Origin of the sequence: Streptomyces solicamelliae (assembly GCF_045348655.1) — a bacterium.
GTDB lineage: Bacteria > Actinomycetota > Actinomycetes > Streptomycetales > Streptomycetaceae > Streptomyces > Streptomyces solicamelliae.
On record NZ_CP160404.1, the window covers coordinates 6836169 to 6849627 of the forward strand.

Below are 13459 nucleotides of genomic sequence, written 5' to 3' on the forward strand. Positions count from 1 at the left end.
CTGGCAGGTCCCGGGGCTCGTGCCGAGAGCCGAGCATGCGGCAGGAGGTAACGACATGAACCTCGCCGAAGGAACCCCCACGCCCAGCGGCAGAGACTTGGTCGGCCTGGCCGGTGATCAGAGTGCCCAGACTCTCCCGGCTGACCACACCCAGGCGATCCTGGAGGTCACCAAGGAGGTCGCCGGCGTCCTCAAGTCCTCGGAGTGCCTGTTCGCCCTGGTCGGCAGCGTAGCGGTCCACGCGTACGGAATCCCGGTGCGGCTGCAGCACGACACGGACTTCGCCGTACGCCGGGAGGACGCCGAGCTGGTCACGCGCGTGCTCGGCGACCACGGCGTGGAGATCGTCGAACCGCCCGAGGACTGGCTGATCAAGGGCCGCAGAGACGGCGAGCAGATCGATCTGATCTTCGCTCTGGCGGATCGCCCCGTCACGACCGAACTGCTCGAACGTGCCGTAACCCTGCCTGTGGACTCGGTTCACATGCCGGTGATCGAGCCGACCGACCTCATGGTCGGGCGGCTGACAGCGCTCTCGGAGCATCACTGTGACTTCGGGGCACTCCTGCCCGTCGCGCGTGGACTGCGTGAACGCGTCGACTGGGATCGTGTGCGCGAGGAAGCCGGTGACAGGCCGATGGCGGCAGCCTTCCTGTACCTGCTCGAACTCCTCGACGTCATCCGCCCCCGCACCGGCCGCGAGGGCGGTGGGTCCGATGGCTGAACGCGACTGCCAGGAAATCGAGTACCGGATCGCCCGCCTGCGGGACCGGCTCGCCGGCGACGAGGTCGCCGAACTCGGTGTCCGGGTCGAACTCCGCGGCGACACCGTGCTGTTGACCGGAGCCCTGCCCACCGCCGGCCGACGGGACGAGATCCTGCGGCTGGCGCGGGAGGAGCTGGCCGGGCTTGTCGTACGCACCGACCTCACCACGCCGTCCGTCGACGCGCCCGATCACATGGAGCAGTTGCCATGACTGTCATGGGCGGAGGCGACCACGTCGTCAGAGTGGCCGCGGTCGGCGACATTCATCTGAGCCCGGAGTGCGCGGGGCTGCTGCGTCCGGCGTTCATGACGCTTCCCGACTGCGCGGACGTGCTCCTGCTCGCCGGTGATCTGACGCGCCACGGCACGGTCGACGAGGCCCGGGTGGTGGCCGACGAGGTCCGGGGAGTCGGGGTCCCGGTCGTCGCCGTGCTGGGCAATCATGACTACCACTCGGACGAGGAGGGCGAGGTCACGCGTACGCTCGTCTCCGCGGGTGTCAGCGTCCTGGAGGGCGGGTCGGTCGTGTTCCCCGTCGCGGGCCACGTCGTCGGTGTGGCGGGCGCGAAGGGGTTCTGCGGAGGGTTCGCGGGCCGGAGTGCCGGCGCCTTCGGGGAGCCGGAGATGAGGGCCTGGGTCCGCGTGGCGCACCTCGGTGCGGAGCGGCTGGCGTCCGCGCTGGAGGAGTTGACCGCTGATCGCTGCGACGTCCGCATCGCGCTGACCCACTTCGCGCCCGTCCCGGACACGCTCGCGGGCGAGCCCGTCGAGATCTATCCCTTCCTCGGCAGCTACCTGCTCGCCGAGGCCATCGACTCCGTGGGCGCGGACCTCGCCGTACACGGCCACGCTCACCTCGGAACGGAGCACGGAATGACCGCCGGTGGGGTCCGCGTACGCAACGTGGCCCAGCCGGTCATCGACCGGGCGTTCGCACTCTACGAACTGCCGGTCCCCGGTCACCACGTTCCAGCCGGGCGCATGCGAGTAGGAGGTGAGGGGGCGGGCAGGCGCTAGTTGTTCCATTCCCGCACCTTGCATGGGAGGCAGAGCCATGCGCGCTCTCACGTGGCAGGGCACGCGGAACGTCCGCGTGCAATCCGTCCCCGACCCGCAGGTGGAGGAACCGACGGACATCGTCGTGAAGGTGACCTCCACGGGGATCTGCGGTTCCGACCTGCACCTCTACACGGTGATGGGTCCCTACATCGACGCCGGAGACATCCTGGGGCACGAGGCGATGGGCTTCGTGGAAGAGGTCGGATCGGACGTGGAGACGCTTCGCCCCGGCGACCGGGTCGTCATTCCGTTCAACATCTCCTGTGGGCACTGCTTCATGTGCGATCAGGGACTCCAGTCCCAGTGCGAGACCACCCAGGTCCGGGAGTACGGCATGGGTGCGGCTCTCTTCGGCTACACCAAGCTCTACGGCCAGGTACCCGGCGGGCAGGCCGAGTACCTGCGGGTGCCGTTCGGCGACACGCTGCCCGTGAAGGTCCCCAAGGGGCCGCCTGACGAGCGCTATGTCTACCTCTCCGACGTGCTGCCCACCGCCTGGCAGGCGGTGGAGTACGCCGACATCCCGCCGGGTGGCTCCGTCACCGTCCTCGGTCTCGGACCGATCGGTCAGATGGCCGCACGCATCGCCCTGCACCGCGGCGCGAGCCTGGTGGTGGGAGTCGACCCGGTCGCGGCGCGATGCGAGCGTGCCCGGGCGCACGGGGTTCACACCATGGATCCCGAATTGCACGGGAAGAATCTGGCCGACGCGATCCGTGGGCTGACCGACGGACGCGGGACGGACTCCGTGATCGACGCCGTGGGCATGGAGGCGCACGGGACGCGCACGGCAGAGCTGGCACAACGCGCGACGGCGATCCTCCCCGACGCCCTGGCGAGGCCGCTGATGGAGCACGCGGGGATCGACCGCCTCGCCGCCCTGCACGCCGCGGTCGACATCGTCCGGCGAGGCGGCACCGTCTCGGTCTCGGGTGTCTACGGCGGGGCGATCGATCCCATGCCCCTGCTCACGATCTTCGACAAGCAGATCCAACTGCGCATGGGCCAGGCCAACGTACGGTCCTGGGTGGACGACATCCTGCCCCTCCTCGACGACTCGGACCCGCTCGGCGTCGAGGGCTTCGCCACCCACACGATGCCTCTCGATGAAGCGCCGCAGGCTTACGAGATGTTCCAGGCCAAGCAGGACGGCATGATCAAGACCTTGCTCAAGCCTTGAGGGTCGCCTGCTGACGAGGCGCGCCCGAGGGAGTGCTCCGGGAGTGCTCCGTCCCCTGACGGCCCGCGACGAAGCTGCACCCCATCGAGGGCAGAGCTGGGCGCCTTCCTGTCTCCCGGACGCCCCGAGGCGAATGCCCGCGGCAGCTTCGGGCACTCGTCTGTCGAAGGGACAAGCCTCGTGGTGCAAGGAGGCGACACGCTGATGGCCGGTGACGGAGAGCGGGAACCCGGGCCCGAGGCGTACGACGCGACGCCGTACCTGCCGCGGCGCGGCAGACTGCCGGCACACCGGCGGGCGGCCGCCGACTGCCACGGCTGTCCGCTGTACCGAGACGCGAGTGGCACGGTCTTCGGGCGCGGGGATCCGCACGCGCGGATCATGCTGGTCGGCGAGCAGCCGGGCGATCAGGAAGACCGTGAAGGTGTGCCCTTCGTCGGGCCCGCGGGGCGACTGCTCCGCCGGGCACTCGATGAAGCGGGGATCGACCAGGACGGTGTGTACGTCACGAACGCGGTGAAGCACTTCAAGTTCACCCGCCGGGAGACCGGCAAGCGGCGCATCCACAAGCAGCCGAGCCTGCGTGAGACCCTGGCCTGCCGACCTTGGCTGGAGGCGGAACTCCGGCTTGTCGCGCCCGAGTTGGTGATCGTCCTCGGTGCGACGGCAGGCCGTGCCCTGCTGGGTGAGTCATTCCGCGTAGGTACCGACCGAGGCATACCGATGCCACTGCCAGACGTTGGCGACGGCATAAGGGTGCTGGCCACCGTACATCCCTCAGCCGTGCTCAGGGCGAAGGACCGCAAGGCCATGTACGCGGGGCTTGTCGCCGACCTGCGAACCGCGACACAAGCCCTCTGACCCCGACGGGGCGTCGCCGGTGTCTCGTCCTGTCTGGCCTGCTGCGGATCTGGCAGCCGCGGACCTACTGCCGCGGAGCCCACCCTCTCCCCTCCGTCTCGCGTCCGCCCGTCCGCACATGGCCCGCAATGCCAGGTGTCCGGGCATGAAGGGTGAGTCCGTGGGCAGCCGCGTTTCATCACACCCGCTCGGAGCGGAAAGGAGTGCGTGATGGGTACCTACAACCCTGATCCGGATCCGCGTCAGGACCCGCGATCCAGTGGCGTGGCGCAGCCCGGGGAGACACCGCCCGCAGAAGCCAGCACCAGTTCGGGCGCGGGTCCATACCGCCCGCTGAAGCGTGGCTGGGGCAAGGGGCCCCTCATCGTCATCATCCTCTTGGCCGTGCTGGTCGCCTTGTTCTTCCTCGCCTACGCGATCGCGCTGGCCGCATGAATCCTGCCCGTCCGCACGTTGTGGGCGCACCGGTCCGCCAAATGCTTCGGTCGTGGTGCGAAACCGCACGATTCATCCTGTCAGAAGGTCAAGGACAGCCGTCTCGACGGCCCCCTGGGTAGCGGGGTGGCCGAACGCGGTGTCCTTCCCCAACCTGTCCAGCGTGGGCCGGATCGTCACCCCGTCCTCGAAGAGCTCGACGACGCGGCGGTTGATGTACGAGGCGCGGCACAGCGCCGGCGTGTTGCCGAGGTAGCCGCTGACCTCCCGGACCGCACGGGTTTCAGCTCTTCTGCGGCGCGCGGGGGAGGAGGGGGCCACGTCCTCGGAGACCGCAAGAGCGAATGCGGCCAGGACGGTCGCGTGCCACGTACGGAAATCCTTGGCTGTGATGTCCGTACCAGCCTTGTCGCGCAGGTAGGCGTTGACCTCCTCGGCGTGTACGTCGTGCCGGCTGCGCGACCGCCAGTAGACGAAGAGCCGCGGCCGACGGTCCCGCCGCCTCAGGAGAGCACGCACGGCGGCGTACGACTCCGGGTCCACGAGGGCGCGGGTCTGACGCTGACCGGATTTGGCCGGGCAGTTGAAGCAGACCTCGCCACGGGTGCACTCGGCGTGTTCACGTAGAAGGGTCGTCAGGCCGTACGCCGCGTGGTCGCGGCGGTACGCGCGACCGCCCACCCGGAAGAAGCCCAGGTCCAGAAGACGGGCCACGCAGGCGAGCACGCGCTCATGGGTCAGTCCCCGCCCGGCGAGATCCTCCTCGACCGCCTCCCGCAGCTGCGGCAGCAGCCGCCCGGCGACGTCCAGGACGTGGTCGTGCTTGGACGGGACGCCTGTTTAGGACCGCCAACCGCGGCAAGTCGCAGGGGCATGATGCAGATCGGCTACACGATGATGACCGAACAGGCGGGCCCCAGAGAGCTGGTCGAACACGTCGTCGGGGCCGAGCGCGTGGGCTTCGACTTCTCCGTGATCTCGGACCACTCCTTTCCCTGGCTGGATTCCCAGGGTCACGCACCGTATGCGTGGAGCGTGCTCGGGGCGGCCGCGCAGGCCACCTCCCGTATCCCGCTGATGAGCTTCGTGACCTGCCCGTCCTTCCGGTACCACCCGGCGGTGACGGCCCAGAAGGCGGCTACTCTTCAGCTCCTGGCCGAAGGCCGCTTCCGGCTCGGCCTCGGTTCCGGGGAGAACCTCAACGAGCACGTCGTCGGCGTGGGGTGGCCCTCGGCGCGGGTCCGGCTCGACATGCTGGAGGAGGCCGTCGAGGTCGTCCGCTTCGCCGGAGGGTACGTGACCCGCCGGGGCCGCCACTTTCAGGTCGAGGACGCCAGGATCTGGGACCTGCCGGACCCGCCGCCGCCCCTGGGAATCGCCGTGTCGGGTCCCCGATCCTGCGCGCTCGCCGGCCGGCGTGCGGACCTGCTGATCGCCACACAGCCCCGGCGCGCGCTCGTGGAGGAGTTCGACCGGCACGGTGGCGTCGGCAAGCCCCGGGTCGGGCAGCTGCCCGTCTGCTACGACGCCGACCGCGATGCGGCGGTGGCCCGGGCTCACGACCAGTTCCGCTGGGCACTCGGCGGCTGGCGGCTGAACGCCGAACTGCCGCTTCCGGCCGGCTTCGCCCAGGCCACCGAGCATGTACGCCCCGAGGACGTGGCCGACCGGATTCCGTGCGGGAACGACGTCGACGCGGTCGTGGAGGCCGCCTGGTCCTACGCGGATGCCGGCTTCACGGAACTCGCCCTCGTACAGATCGGCGGTGGCCACCAGTGGCCCTTCATCGAGTGGGCCGAGAACAAGCTGCTGCCTGCCCTCCGGGAACTCTGACACCCGACGTGCGAAGGCCGGTTCACGCGTCTGGCGGCAAGGGTCCGGTTCGAGCGAGTGACTTCGTGGAACGCGTGCTTCATGAGGACCACGCCGCAGCCCACCGTCCCAGCCGCGGAGATCGACAGCATCGTGCCACTCCTGATCAAGGGATATGGATGGCTCCCGGATCTACGCCGCCGCCTACGCGCGGGCGACGCGCTGCCGGTACGGATCCTTGGTCGGCGAGGGGTCGTTCTCCACGGCGAAGCCGCCGTCGCGTTCTTCTACGACGAACAGCACGTTCGCCGAGGCGGCGCTGTACCAGGCCCTGTACTGGACACCCTGTTCGGCCGAGGGGCGGTGCACACACTGGACGGGGCGGCGCACCGGGGGCGGAAGGTTCTGTTCCAGCGCCTGCTCAAGGACCCGGAACGGGTGGCCGACCTTGTCAAGCACGCCCAGAACTGCTGGGACCAGGCGGAGGCCGACTGGCAGCGCGAGAGTCGGATCGTGCTCTTCGAGAGGTCCGCGCTCCTGCTGACCCGGGCCGTCCACGCCTGGGCAGGAGTCCCCATGTCGGACCGGGAGGCTGCGAGTGCCGCACGCGACCTGGTCGCGATGGTCGACGGGTTCGCCACAGTGGGCCCGCGGCACTTCCGCGCGAGGCGGGCCAGGAAAAGGCAGGAGGAAAAGCTCACGGCCTACCTGGAGACGCTCCGCTACGCCGGCGCCCCCGCGGGCGCGGCCACGGTCGCCCAGGCGGTGGACGCACACGCAGACGCCGACGGGCGACAGCTCGATCTCGGCACGGCTGCAGTGGAACTGCTCAACATCCTGCGCCCGACGGTCGCCGTCAGCTGGTTCCTCACCTTCGCCGCTCACGCACTGCACCGTTGGCCGGAACACCGTGAGCCGGTCGCAGCCGACGAGCACTATGCGCTCGCGTTCGCTCAGGAAGTACGCCGCTTCTACCCCTTCGCCCCCTTCGTGGGCGGCCTCGCTCACACCGACATCCACTGGAAGGGGGTCTCGATTCCCCGGAACAGCATGGTTCTGCTCGACCTCTACGGACACCACCACGACGCCGACCTGTGGCCCAGCCCGTACACCTTCGACCCGCAGCGCTTCATCCGGCAGGGCACACCCTCACTTGCTCTCGACGACAGGCTCATCCCTCAAGGCGGAGGTGACCCGGCGACTGGTCACCGTTGCCCGGGGGAGGACATCACCATCGCCCTCTTGGCCGGCCTGGCACCGCGTCTGGCCCGGCTGCCGCATGACGTGCCCGACCAAGATCTGTCCATCCCGCTGAACCGCGTACCGACACGTCCACGGAGCGGCTACGTCATGGAGCCGACCCGTGAAGCCAGGCGCCGAGCTGATGGTTCAGGGCGCCTCCATGAGCCGTAGCACACGGAGATCGGCTCAGCCGGGGCGGCCGGCGCTATCGTCCTGCGGTCGTTCGTCGTTGTCCCGGAGGGCACGGGGTGTGACGTCGGCGACGATCTGTCAAGGCGCGACAGCTCTCCGGCCCGGGACTCAGCGACAGAGGGGCTGACAGAACGGTGTCTGCTACGGCTGCGTGACGAGGTGTAGTTGCGCTACGGGCACTTCCGTCACCGCGTCGACGTTTTCGCCGTCGTGCCACTCGACGGTGGCGATGTCGCCGGACAACGCGGTGATCCTGCCGACCGGGAGGTCGGCGCGAGAGGTCGGTGTAGAGCCTGCGGTCTGCCCCAGATCCTGTGTGGTCACCCTGTCCCCGACTGCGAGTTTTCTGGCCATAGTTCCCTCCGAGATCCGGTGTGAAAAGAAACCTCCCCGCTCTCGAGTTCGCACGTGAACGAGCCACGCCGCGGCCGTACCTCGATTTCACCTGCCTGGCGAAAGCCGACCGAGCGCACTCCGCCGACTCTTCTTGCCGGGCGTTCGATGAAAAGCGCTCGCTGTGGGTGTGGTGCGAAGGGATGAATCGGCACGCGGGCGACATCGAAGACGCACGGTCGGGTAGCCGGACAACATGAACCCCGCCAACGACACTCCGCTCCGTGCCGTCGCCCTCGTGTGCACCCTGTCGCCGACCCCTGCCCGCTCGAGTTCGCAGTTGCTGGCAGAGCAGACCATGGCAGCTCTCGCCGAGCGCGGTGTGAGTGGCACGACCGTCCGGATCGCCGATCATGACGTGAAGCCCGGGGTGAAGACCGACATGGGGGAGGGGGACGCATGGCCTGAGATCCGCGCCACGATCCTCGGCTGCGACATCCTGATCCTGTCCACCCCGGTCTGGCTCGGCCACCCCTCCAGCCTCGCTCAGCGAGTCCTGGAGCGCCTGAACGCGGAGCTCTCCGAGACCGACGACCAAGGCCGCATGCTCACCTACGGCAAGGTCGCCGGGGTCTGCGTGGTCGGCAACGAGGACGGCGCCCACAAGGTCAGCGCCGACCTCTTTCAGGGCCTGAACGATGTCGGCTTCTCCCTCGCCCCGAACGCGGTCACCTACTGGGTCGGCGAAGCGATGCAGCGCACCGATTACCAGGACCTCGACAAGGTGCCCGAGAAGACGGCCGATACGACGGCCACCCTCGCCGCGAACACCGTCCACCTCGCGCGCCACCTCAAGTCCGCGACGTATCCGCCGAGCTGATGTGCAGGCCCGTCCGCTCAGCGCATTCCGACAGGAGAAGCGACATGTCGGCCAAGGACGCACCCCGGATTCCCGACCCGGTCACCCGCCACCCCCGGCCCCCGCTCCCTCAGCAAGAGCAGGACCACCCTGGCTCGACGGAGGAGATGGATCCGCGACCGGACCACGGGGAGGACTCCTACCAGGGACACGACGTCCTCCTGGACCGGGCGACGGTGGTCACCGGAGGCGATTCCGGGATCGGCAGAGCCGTCTGTCTGGCATTCGCCCGGGAGGGCGCGGACGTCGTCTTCACCCACCTGCCGGAGGAGGCGGATGAGGCGGCCGAGACCACGCGCCTGATCCTTGCGGCCGGCCGCAGGGCCGTCGCCGTCTCCTGCGACATTCGCGAGGAATCCCAGTGCGTCACTCTCATCGAACGAACGGTGGGCGAGCTGGGACGCGTCGACATCCTCGTCAACAACGCCGCCTACCAGATGTCCCAGCCCGACGGGATCGAGGCCATCACCACGGAACAGTTCGACCGGGTGATGAAAACCAACCTGTACGGGATGTTCTGGCTCTCCCGTGGCGCCCTCGCCCGGATGCCGCGCGGTGGTTGCATCATCAACACCACTTCCGTGCAGGGCTACCAGCCCAGTCCGCACCTCCTCGACTACGCGATGACCAAGTCGGCGATCATCTCCTTCACCCATGGGTTGGCACAGATGGTCGCCGAGCGGGGCATCCGCGTGAACGCGGTTGCGCCCGGTCCGGTCTGGACACCCCTGATCCCCGCGACCATGCCCGACACCGAGAAGTTCGGCGAGCAGTCACCGCTGGGGCGGCCCGCCCAGCCGGCCGAGATGGCACCCGCCTACGTCTTCCTCGCCTCACCGCAGGCCAGTTACATCACCGGAGAGATCGTCAACGCCACCGGCGGAAGACCTCTCCCCTGAATCAGAGCCCCCTTCTCATACTCGGTGCGGCGTGCTCTCGAGGCCACGATCACCGATGGGGCCCGTCTCCAAGTAGCCGCTGTTCAAGACGACCGTCGCCGCCCTCACCCTTGTGGAACGCGGCGACGGCACGCCGAGCCCGGCTCCACCTGGGCGCGGCCCGTAACTCACTGCATCGGGAGATGCTCGAACAGGCCGGCCGTGCGTCGAGGAGCGCATTCGACCCATCGCCCGCACCTCGTGGCGCAAGACGGGGCGGGATTCAGCAGGCAGGCCGACGTCGGTCGTCGGCCCGGCCTCCGGCGCCCAGCAGCCCGGTTGCCTCGAGCTGTTCCGTGCGTTCCAGGCGAGGCAGTTCGGTACGGGCGAGGTGGGTGACGATGGGTGGCAGGAGCGCGCGTACAGGCTGGACGGCGCGGAGCCATGCCGGCACGTATACCGAAGCCCTTCGCCGGTCCACGGCGTCGGCCAGATGCTCCGCGACCGAATCCGCCGGGCGGACCTTGCGTGCGGGTGGCGGCATGTGAGCACGCAGCTCTCGCAGCACGGCGTACCGCTCGGCGTCCCGGACCATGTCGGTGTCGATCCAGTTGAGGTAGGCGATGCCGACTGCGACCCCCTTGTGGGCGACTTCGGCGCGCAGAGCGTGGGCGAAGGACTCGGCGCCGGCCTTGGACGCGCAGTAGGCGCTCATGAACGGCGACGTCCCCATCGCGGCCAGGGACGTGACCTGCAGGTAGTAGCCGTGGGTGACGAAGAGGTCGGGCAGGAACGAGCGTGCCGTCGCCGCGCTGCCGATGAGATTGACCTCGATGACGCGGCGCCAGACGGCGGGCTCGGAGTCGGCGAACGGGCCTCCTTCGGCGATGCCGGCGTTGGCGACCACCGCGGACACGGGGCCCAGGCGGGCACGGACCTGCCGGGCGGTCTCGGCCATCGCCAGGTCGTCGGTCACGTCGGTTTCCCAGCACACCGCCTCCTGACGCAGCGACGCCGCGACCTCCTCCAGACCCTGCCGCTCCAGGCCCACGAGGGCGAGCCGAGCGCCACGGTCGTCCAGGGCCCGGGACAGGGCGGCTCCCAGTCCCCGTGCCGCTCCTGTCACCACCACCGTTCGGCCCGCCAGGGGCCGGGCTCGTGCGGGGATCTTCACGGGTGTCTCCGTCCGGTCGGAGTACCGCCGTAGTGACGTCGTCGCCCCAGACTCCGCCAGGCCCGTCGTCCGGTGACGTTGTTCCAGGATCCCCCGTCGGGCGGTCGGCCGCCGGTCGGGAGGGCGCCTTGGTCTCTGGTCCCACGAGGGCCCCGTCCCGGCGGGGCGGATCGCCCGCGGCCCGGGGTCTGAGGTGCGGCGTGATCGGGGCACGCGCACTATGGCGGTGACGCCAAGCGTCGAAGCGACGCCCGTTGTGCCTGAGGCGCCAAGGGCCGATCGCCTGCCCCAGAGGCTGGCTCGGCGGGGTTCGCCGCTCACCGACGGTTGCGGCAGGAGGAGCACCCCCATGGCTGTCCGCCATCACCTCGTCCGTCGCCCCCCGCAGGCCGTGTGGGCCGTACTCGCCGATCCGTCGCGGTACGGCACGTGGGTGGTGGGGCCCTCGGAGTCCACTCCGCTCGACGGAACCTGGCCGGAGGTGGGTTCCCGGCTTCGCTACACGGTCCGGCTCGGCCCCTGGTCGACCGAGGGCACCACCACGGTCCGGCACGTCGTTCCCGGCCGGGAACTGGAGCTGGAGGCGGCGTTCAGCGGTCTCGGAACGGTGCGGATCTTCCTTCAGCTCAGGCCGTGGGGAGAGGAGACCCTGGTCGTCTGCGACGAGCACCCTCTGCGGGGCCTGGGCGGGACTCTGCACAACTCCTTGAGCGAGACCGCCATCCAGGTCCGGCATCGCAGCATGCTGGCCCGTCTGGCCGGAGTCGTGGAGCAGGACAGGACCACGGACGACCGCGCCAGGAGCCGGCATGCCTGACGCGGTGGTGATCGGCGCAGGGCCGAACGGCCTCGTTGCCGCGAATGTGCTGGTCGACGCGGGGTGGACGGTGGAAGTCCTGGAAGCTCAGGAGGAGCCCGGCGGGGCCGTGCGCAGCGATCGCGGGGTCCACCCCGACTACGTCTCGGACATCTTCAGCGCCTTCTACCCGCTCGCCGCGGCGTCCCCGGTCCTTGCCCGCCTCGACCTGTCCGCCGAGGGCCTGCGCTGGAGCCACGCCCCGAGCGTGCTGGCGCACCCCTTGACGGACGGCCGGTGCGCCGTCCTCGAACGCCGAGTCCAGGACACCTCGGCCGGGCTGGCCACGTTCGCCGACGCCGACGCCGACGCGTGGGACAGCATGTACACGATGTGGGGCAGGGTGGGGCCGGACCTGGTGGAGGCCCTGTTCACGCCGTTCCCGCCGGTCCGCGCAGGGCTGCGCCTGGCCGCGGAACTCCGTGCCGCGGGCGGACTTCGCCTGGTGCGGAACCTCGCTCTGCCCGTGAGGCGCCTGGGCGAGGAAGAGTTCACGGGCGAAGGCGGCCGACTCCTGCTGACCGGGAACGCCCTGCACGCCGACCTCACGCCGGAGGCGGCGGGCAGCGGCGGCTTCGGCTGGCTGATGTCGATGCTGGGCCAGAGCCACGGTTTTCCTGTCCCCGTCGGGGGTTCGGGCGCGCTGACCGGAGCGCTGGTGAACCGCTTCCTCCGTCGTGGGGGTGTCCTGCGCTGCGGCGAGCGCGTCTCCTCCGTCGTGGTGCGCAGGGGCAGGGCGGTCGGGGTCAGGACGTCGGGCGGTGCGGTGGACGCCCGCCGCGCCGTACTGGCCGACACCTCGGCCCCGTCCCTGTACCGCGACCTCGTCGGTGAGGAACACCTACCGTCCCGCCTCATGCGAGACCTCGAACGCTTCCACTGGGACTTTGCGACCTTCAAGGTCGACTGGGCGCTGACCGGCCGTGTGCCGTGGACGGCCAGGGGAGCGACCGGCGCGGGGACGGTCCATGTGGCCGACGGAGTGGACGAGCTCACCCGGTACGCCGCGCAGCTCGCCATGGGACAGGTCCCCGACAGGCCGTTCGCCCTTGTCGGCCAGATGACGACCGCGGACCCCAGCCGCTCACCCGCCGGAACGGAGTCCGCGTGGGCCTACACCCACGTGCCGCAGATCATCACCTCCGACGCCGGCTCCGACGGCATCACCGGCCGTTGGACCGCCGGTGAGCAGGAGGCCATGGCCGACCGCGTCGAGGAACAGGTGGAGCGTTTCGCACCCGGCTTCCGCGCGCTGATCCGAGCCCGCCGCATTCTGGCTCCGCCGACCCTCCAGGCCATGGACGAGAATCTTCACAACGGCGCGGTCAACAACGGCACTACGGCCCTGCACCAACAGGCGGTCTTCCGGCCGACGCCCGGCACCGGCCGCCCGGAGACTCCCGTCAAAGGCCTCTACCTGGCATCCGCAGCCGCGCATCCTGGTGGTGGTGTCCACGGAGCTCCGGGCGCGAACGCCGCCCGCGCCGCGCTGCGCCGGCATGGTCCGCACACCCTCTTCCACCGCGCCGAGAAGCGGCGCTGAGTGCACTGAACCCGGAGGGCCGGGGCCGCAGGTTCACATCCTCGTCCCGACTGAGCTTCTGCAGGTCGGAGGTTGCTCTGACCGGCCTCATGGCCTTCCTGGAGGCCGGCACTCGCTGACGTCGACGTCGGACGCGACGGCGCGCCTCGCCTCGGACTTCCGTCGGTCCACCGTGTCCAAGGTCCTGATGTTCTGCGGTCGCCATCCGG

General features: G+C 69.8%; 16 protein-coding genes. 12 read left to right on the top strand and 4 right to left on the bottom strand.

Annotated elements, in window-relative coordinates:
• The first annotated feature begins 55 nt into the window (after positions 1-55).
• The 6 genes from ABZO31_RS31520 to ABZO31_RS31545 all read left to right on the top strand — a co-directional run bounded on the left by ABZO31_RS31520 (position 56) and on the right by ABZO31_RS31545 (position 4301).
• Positions 56-724 carry a nucleotidyltransferase family protein gene (locus ABZO31_RS31520; RefSeq protein WP_406864741.1) on the top strand — a complete coding sequence of 223 codons (669 nt, stop codon included), beginning with the start codon at positions 56-58 and terminating at the stop codon, positions 722-724.
• A complete protein-coding gene (locus ABZO31_RS31525) occupies positions 717-977 on the top strand; it encodes a hypothetical protein (RefSeq protein ID WP_406864742.1) in 261 nt (86 codons plus the stop codon). The genes ABZO31_RS31520 and ABZO31_RS31525 overlap by 8 nt, the downstream gene beginning before the upstream one ends.
• Entirely contained in the window at positions 974-1783 is an 810-nt protein-coding gene (locus ABZO31_RS31530; RefSeq protein ID WP_406864743.1) for a metallophosphoesterase family protein, read from the top strand. The genes ABZO31_RS31525 and ABZO31_RS31530 overlap by 4 nt, the downstream gene beginning before the upstream one ends.
• A gap of 37 nt (positions 1784-1820) precedes the next feature.
• Positions 1821-3005, top strand: coding sequence for an alcohol dehydrogenase catalytic domain-containing protein (locus tag ABZO31_RS31535; protein WP_406864744.1), 1185 nt, complete (start codon positions 1821-1823; stop codon positions 3003-3005).
• Positions 3006-3209: 204 nt separating this feature from the next.
• Entirely contained in the window at positions 3210-3866 is a 657-nt protein-coding gene (locus ABZO31_RS31540; RefSeq protein WP_406864745.1) for a UdgX family uracil-DNA binding protein, read from the top strand.
• Positions 3867-4076: 210 nt separating this feature from the next.
• Entirely contained in the window at positions 4077-4301 is a 225-nt protein-coding gene (locus ABZO31_RS31545) for a DUF6480 family protein (protein ID WP_406864746.1), read from the top strand.
• 72 nt (positions 4302-4373) lie between these two features.
• Here the strand turns inward: ABZO31_RS31545 and ABZO31_RS31550 are convergent, their stop codons facing one another.
• Positions 4374-5111, bottom strand: a complete 738-nt coding sequence (locus tag ABZO31_RS31550) for a DNA topoisomerase IB (protein WP_406865539.1) — start codon at positions 5109-5111, stop codon at positions 4374-4376.
• A gap of 63 nt (positions 5112-5174) precedes the next feature.
• On the opposite strand from ABZO31_RS31550, the gene ABZO31_RS31555 reads away from it, so the two are divergent.
• Entirely contained in the window at positions 5175-6134 is a 960-nt protein-coding gene (locus ABZO31_RS31555) for a TIGR03557 family F420-dependent LLM class oxidoreductase (protein WP_406865540.1), read from the top strand.
• Positions 6135-6317: 183 nt separating this feature from the next.
• Here the strand turns inward: ABZO31_RS31555 and ABZO31_RS31560 are convergent, their stop codons facing one another.
• Positions 6318-6572 (bottom strand): hypothetical protein, encoded by a 255-nt coding sequence (locus ABZO31_RS31560; RefSeq protein ID WP_406864747.1) that lies wholly within the window; start codon positions 6570-6572, stop codon positions 6318-6320.
• Here ABZO31_RS31560 and ABZO31_RS31565 point away from each other — a divergent pair.
• A complete protein-coding gene (locus ABZO31_RS31565; RefSeq protein WP_406864748.1) occupies positions 6552-7526 on the top strand; it encodes a cytochrome P450 in 975 nt (324 codons plus the stop codon). The two genes, ABZO31_RS31560 and ABZO31_RS31565, sit on opposite strands and share 21 nt — an antisense overlap.
• Before the next feature lie 162 nt (positions 7527-7688).
• On the opposite strand, the gene ABZO31_RS31570 is transcribed toward ABZO31_RS31565, so the two are convergent.
• A complete protein-coding gene (locus tag ABZO31_RS31570; protein WP_406864749.1) occupies positions 7689-7901 on the bottom strand; it encodes a hypothetical protein in 213 nt (70 codons plus the stop codon).
• Positions 7902-8136: 235 nt separating this feature from the next.
• Here ABZO31_RS31570 and ABZO31_RS31575 point away from each other — a divergent pair, with 235 nt between their 5' ends.
• Together ABZO31_RS31575 and ABZO31_RS31580 are read left to right on the top strand one after the other, a co-directional pair.
• Positions 8137-8760 (top strand): flavodoxin family protein, encoded by a 624-nt coding sequence (locus ABZO31_RS31575; protein WP_406864750.1) that lies wholly within the window; start codon positions 8137-8139, stop codon positions 8758-8760.
• 44 nt (positions 8761-8804) lie between these two features.
• Positions 8805-9698, top strand: a complete 894-nt coding sequence (locus tag ABZO31_RS31580) for an SDR family oxidoreductase (RefSeq protein ID WP_406864751.1) — start codon at positions 8805-8807, stop codon at positions 9696-9698.
• Between the two features lie 262 nt (positions 9699-9960).
• Here ABZO31_RS31580 and ABZO31_RS31585 read toward each other — a convergent pair whose 3' ends face one another.
• Positions 9961-10845 carry an SDR family oxidoreductase gene (locus ABZO31_RS31585; protein WP_406865541.1) on the bottom strand — a complete coding sequence of 295 codons (885 nt, stop codon included), beginning with the start codon at positions 10843-10845 and terminating at the stop codon, positions 9961-9963.
• Positions 10846-11200: 355 nt separating this feature from the next.
• Between ABZO31_RS31585 and ABZO31_RS31590 the strand changes: the two genes are divergently transcribed.
• Together ABZO31_RS31590 and ABZO31_RS31595 are read left to right on the top strand one after the other, a co-directional pair.
• Complete coding sequence (locus ABZO31_RS31590; protein WP_406864752.1) at positions 11201-11668, top strand: SRPBCC family protein; 468 nt, start codon at positions 11201-11203, stop codon at positions 11666-11668.
• The gene (locus ABZO31_RS31595; protein ID WP_406864753.1) at positions 11661-13250 is read left to right on the top strand and encodes a phytoene desaturase family protein; all 1590 of its coding nucleotides are present in this window, start codon (positions 11661-11663) and stop codon (positions 13248-13250) included. The genes ABZO31_RS31590 and ABZO31_RS31595 overlap by 8 nt, the downstream gene beginning before the upstream one ends.
• Positions 13251-13459 lie beyond the last annotated feature (209 nt).

Excerpts from the sequence above, each read along its gene's own strand:
- ABZO31_RS31520 (WP_406864741.1), top strand. The coding sequence starts at position 56 with ATGAACCTCGCCGAAGGAACCCCCACGCCCAGCGGCAGAGACTTGGTC.
- ABZO31_RS31525 (WP_406864742.1), top strand. The coding sequence starts at position 717 with ATGGCTGAACGCGACTGCCAGGAAATCGAGTACCGGATCGCCCGCCTG.
- ABZO31_RS31530 (WP_406864743.1), top strand. The coding sequence starts at position 974 with ATGACTGTCATGGGCGGAGGCGACCACGTCGTCAGAGTGGCCGCGGTC.
- ABZO31_RS31535 (WP_406864744.1), top strand. The coding sequence starts at position 1,821 with ATGCGCGCTCTCACGTGGCAGGGCACGCGGAACGTCCGCGTGCAATCC.
- ABZO31_RS31540 (WP_406864745.1), top strand. The coding sequence starts at position 3,210 with ATGGCCGGTGACGGAGAGCGGGAACCCGGGCCCGAGGCGTACGACGCG.
- ABZO31_RS31545 (WP_406864746.1), top strand. The coding sequence starts at position 4,077 with ATGGGTACCTACAACCCTGATCCGGATCCGCGTCAGGACCCGCGATCC.
- ABZO31_RS31555 (WP_406865540.1), top strand. The coding sequence starts at position 5,175 with ATGATGCAGATCGGCTACACGATGATGACCGAACAGGCGGGCCCCAGA.
- ABZO31_RS31570 (WP_406864749.1), bottom strand. The coding sequence starts at position 7,901 with ATGGCCAGAAAACTCGCAGTCGGGGACAGGGTGACCACACAGGATCTG.
- ABZO31_RS31575 (WP_406864750.1), top strand. The coding sequence starts at position 8,137 with ATGAACCCCGCCAACGACACTCCGCTCCGTGCCGTCGCCCTCGTGTGC.
- ABZO31_RS31580 (WP_406864751.1), top strand. The coding sequence starts at position 8,805 with ATGTCGGCCAAGGACGCACCCCGGATTCCCGACCCGGTCACCCGCCAC.
- ABZO31_RS31590 (WP_406864752.1), top strand. The coding sequence starts at position 11,201 with ATGGCTGTCCGCCATCACCTCGTCCGTCGCCCCCCGCAGGCCGTGTGG.
- ABZO31_RS31595 (WP_406864753.1), top strand. The coding sequence starts at position 11,661 with ATGCCTGACGCGGTGGTGATCGGCGCAGGGCCGAACGGCCTCGTTGCC.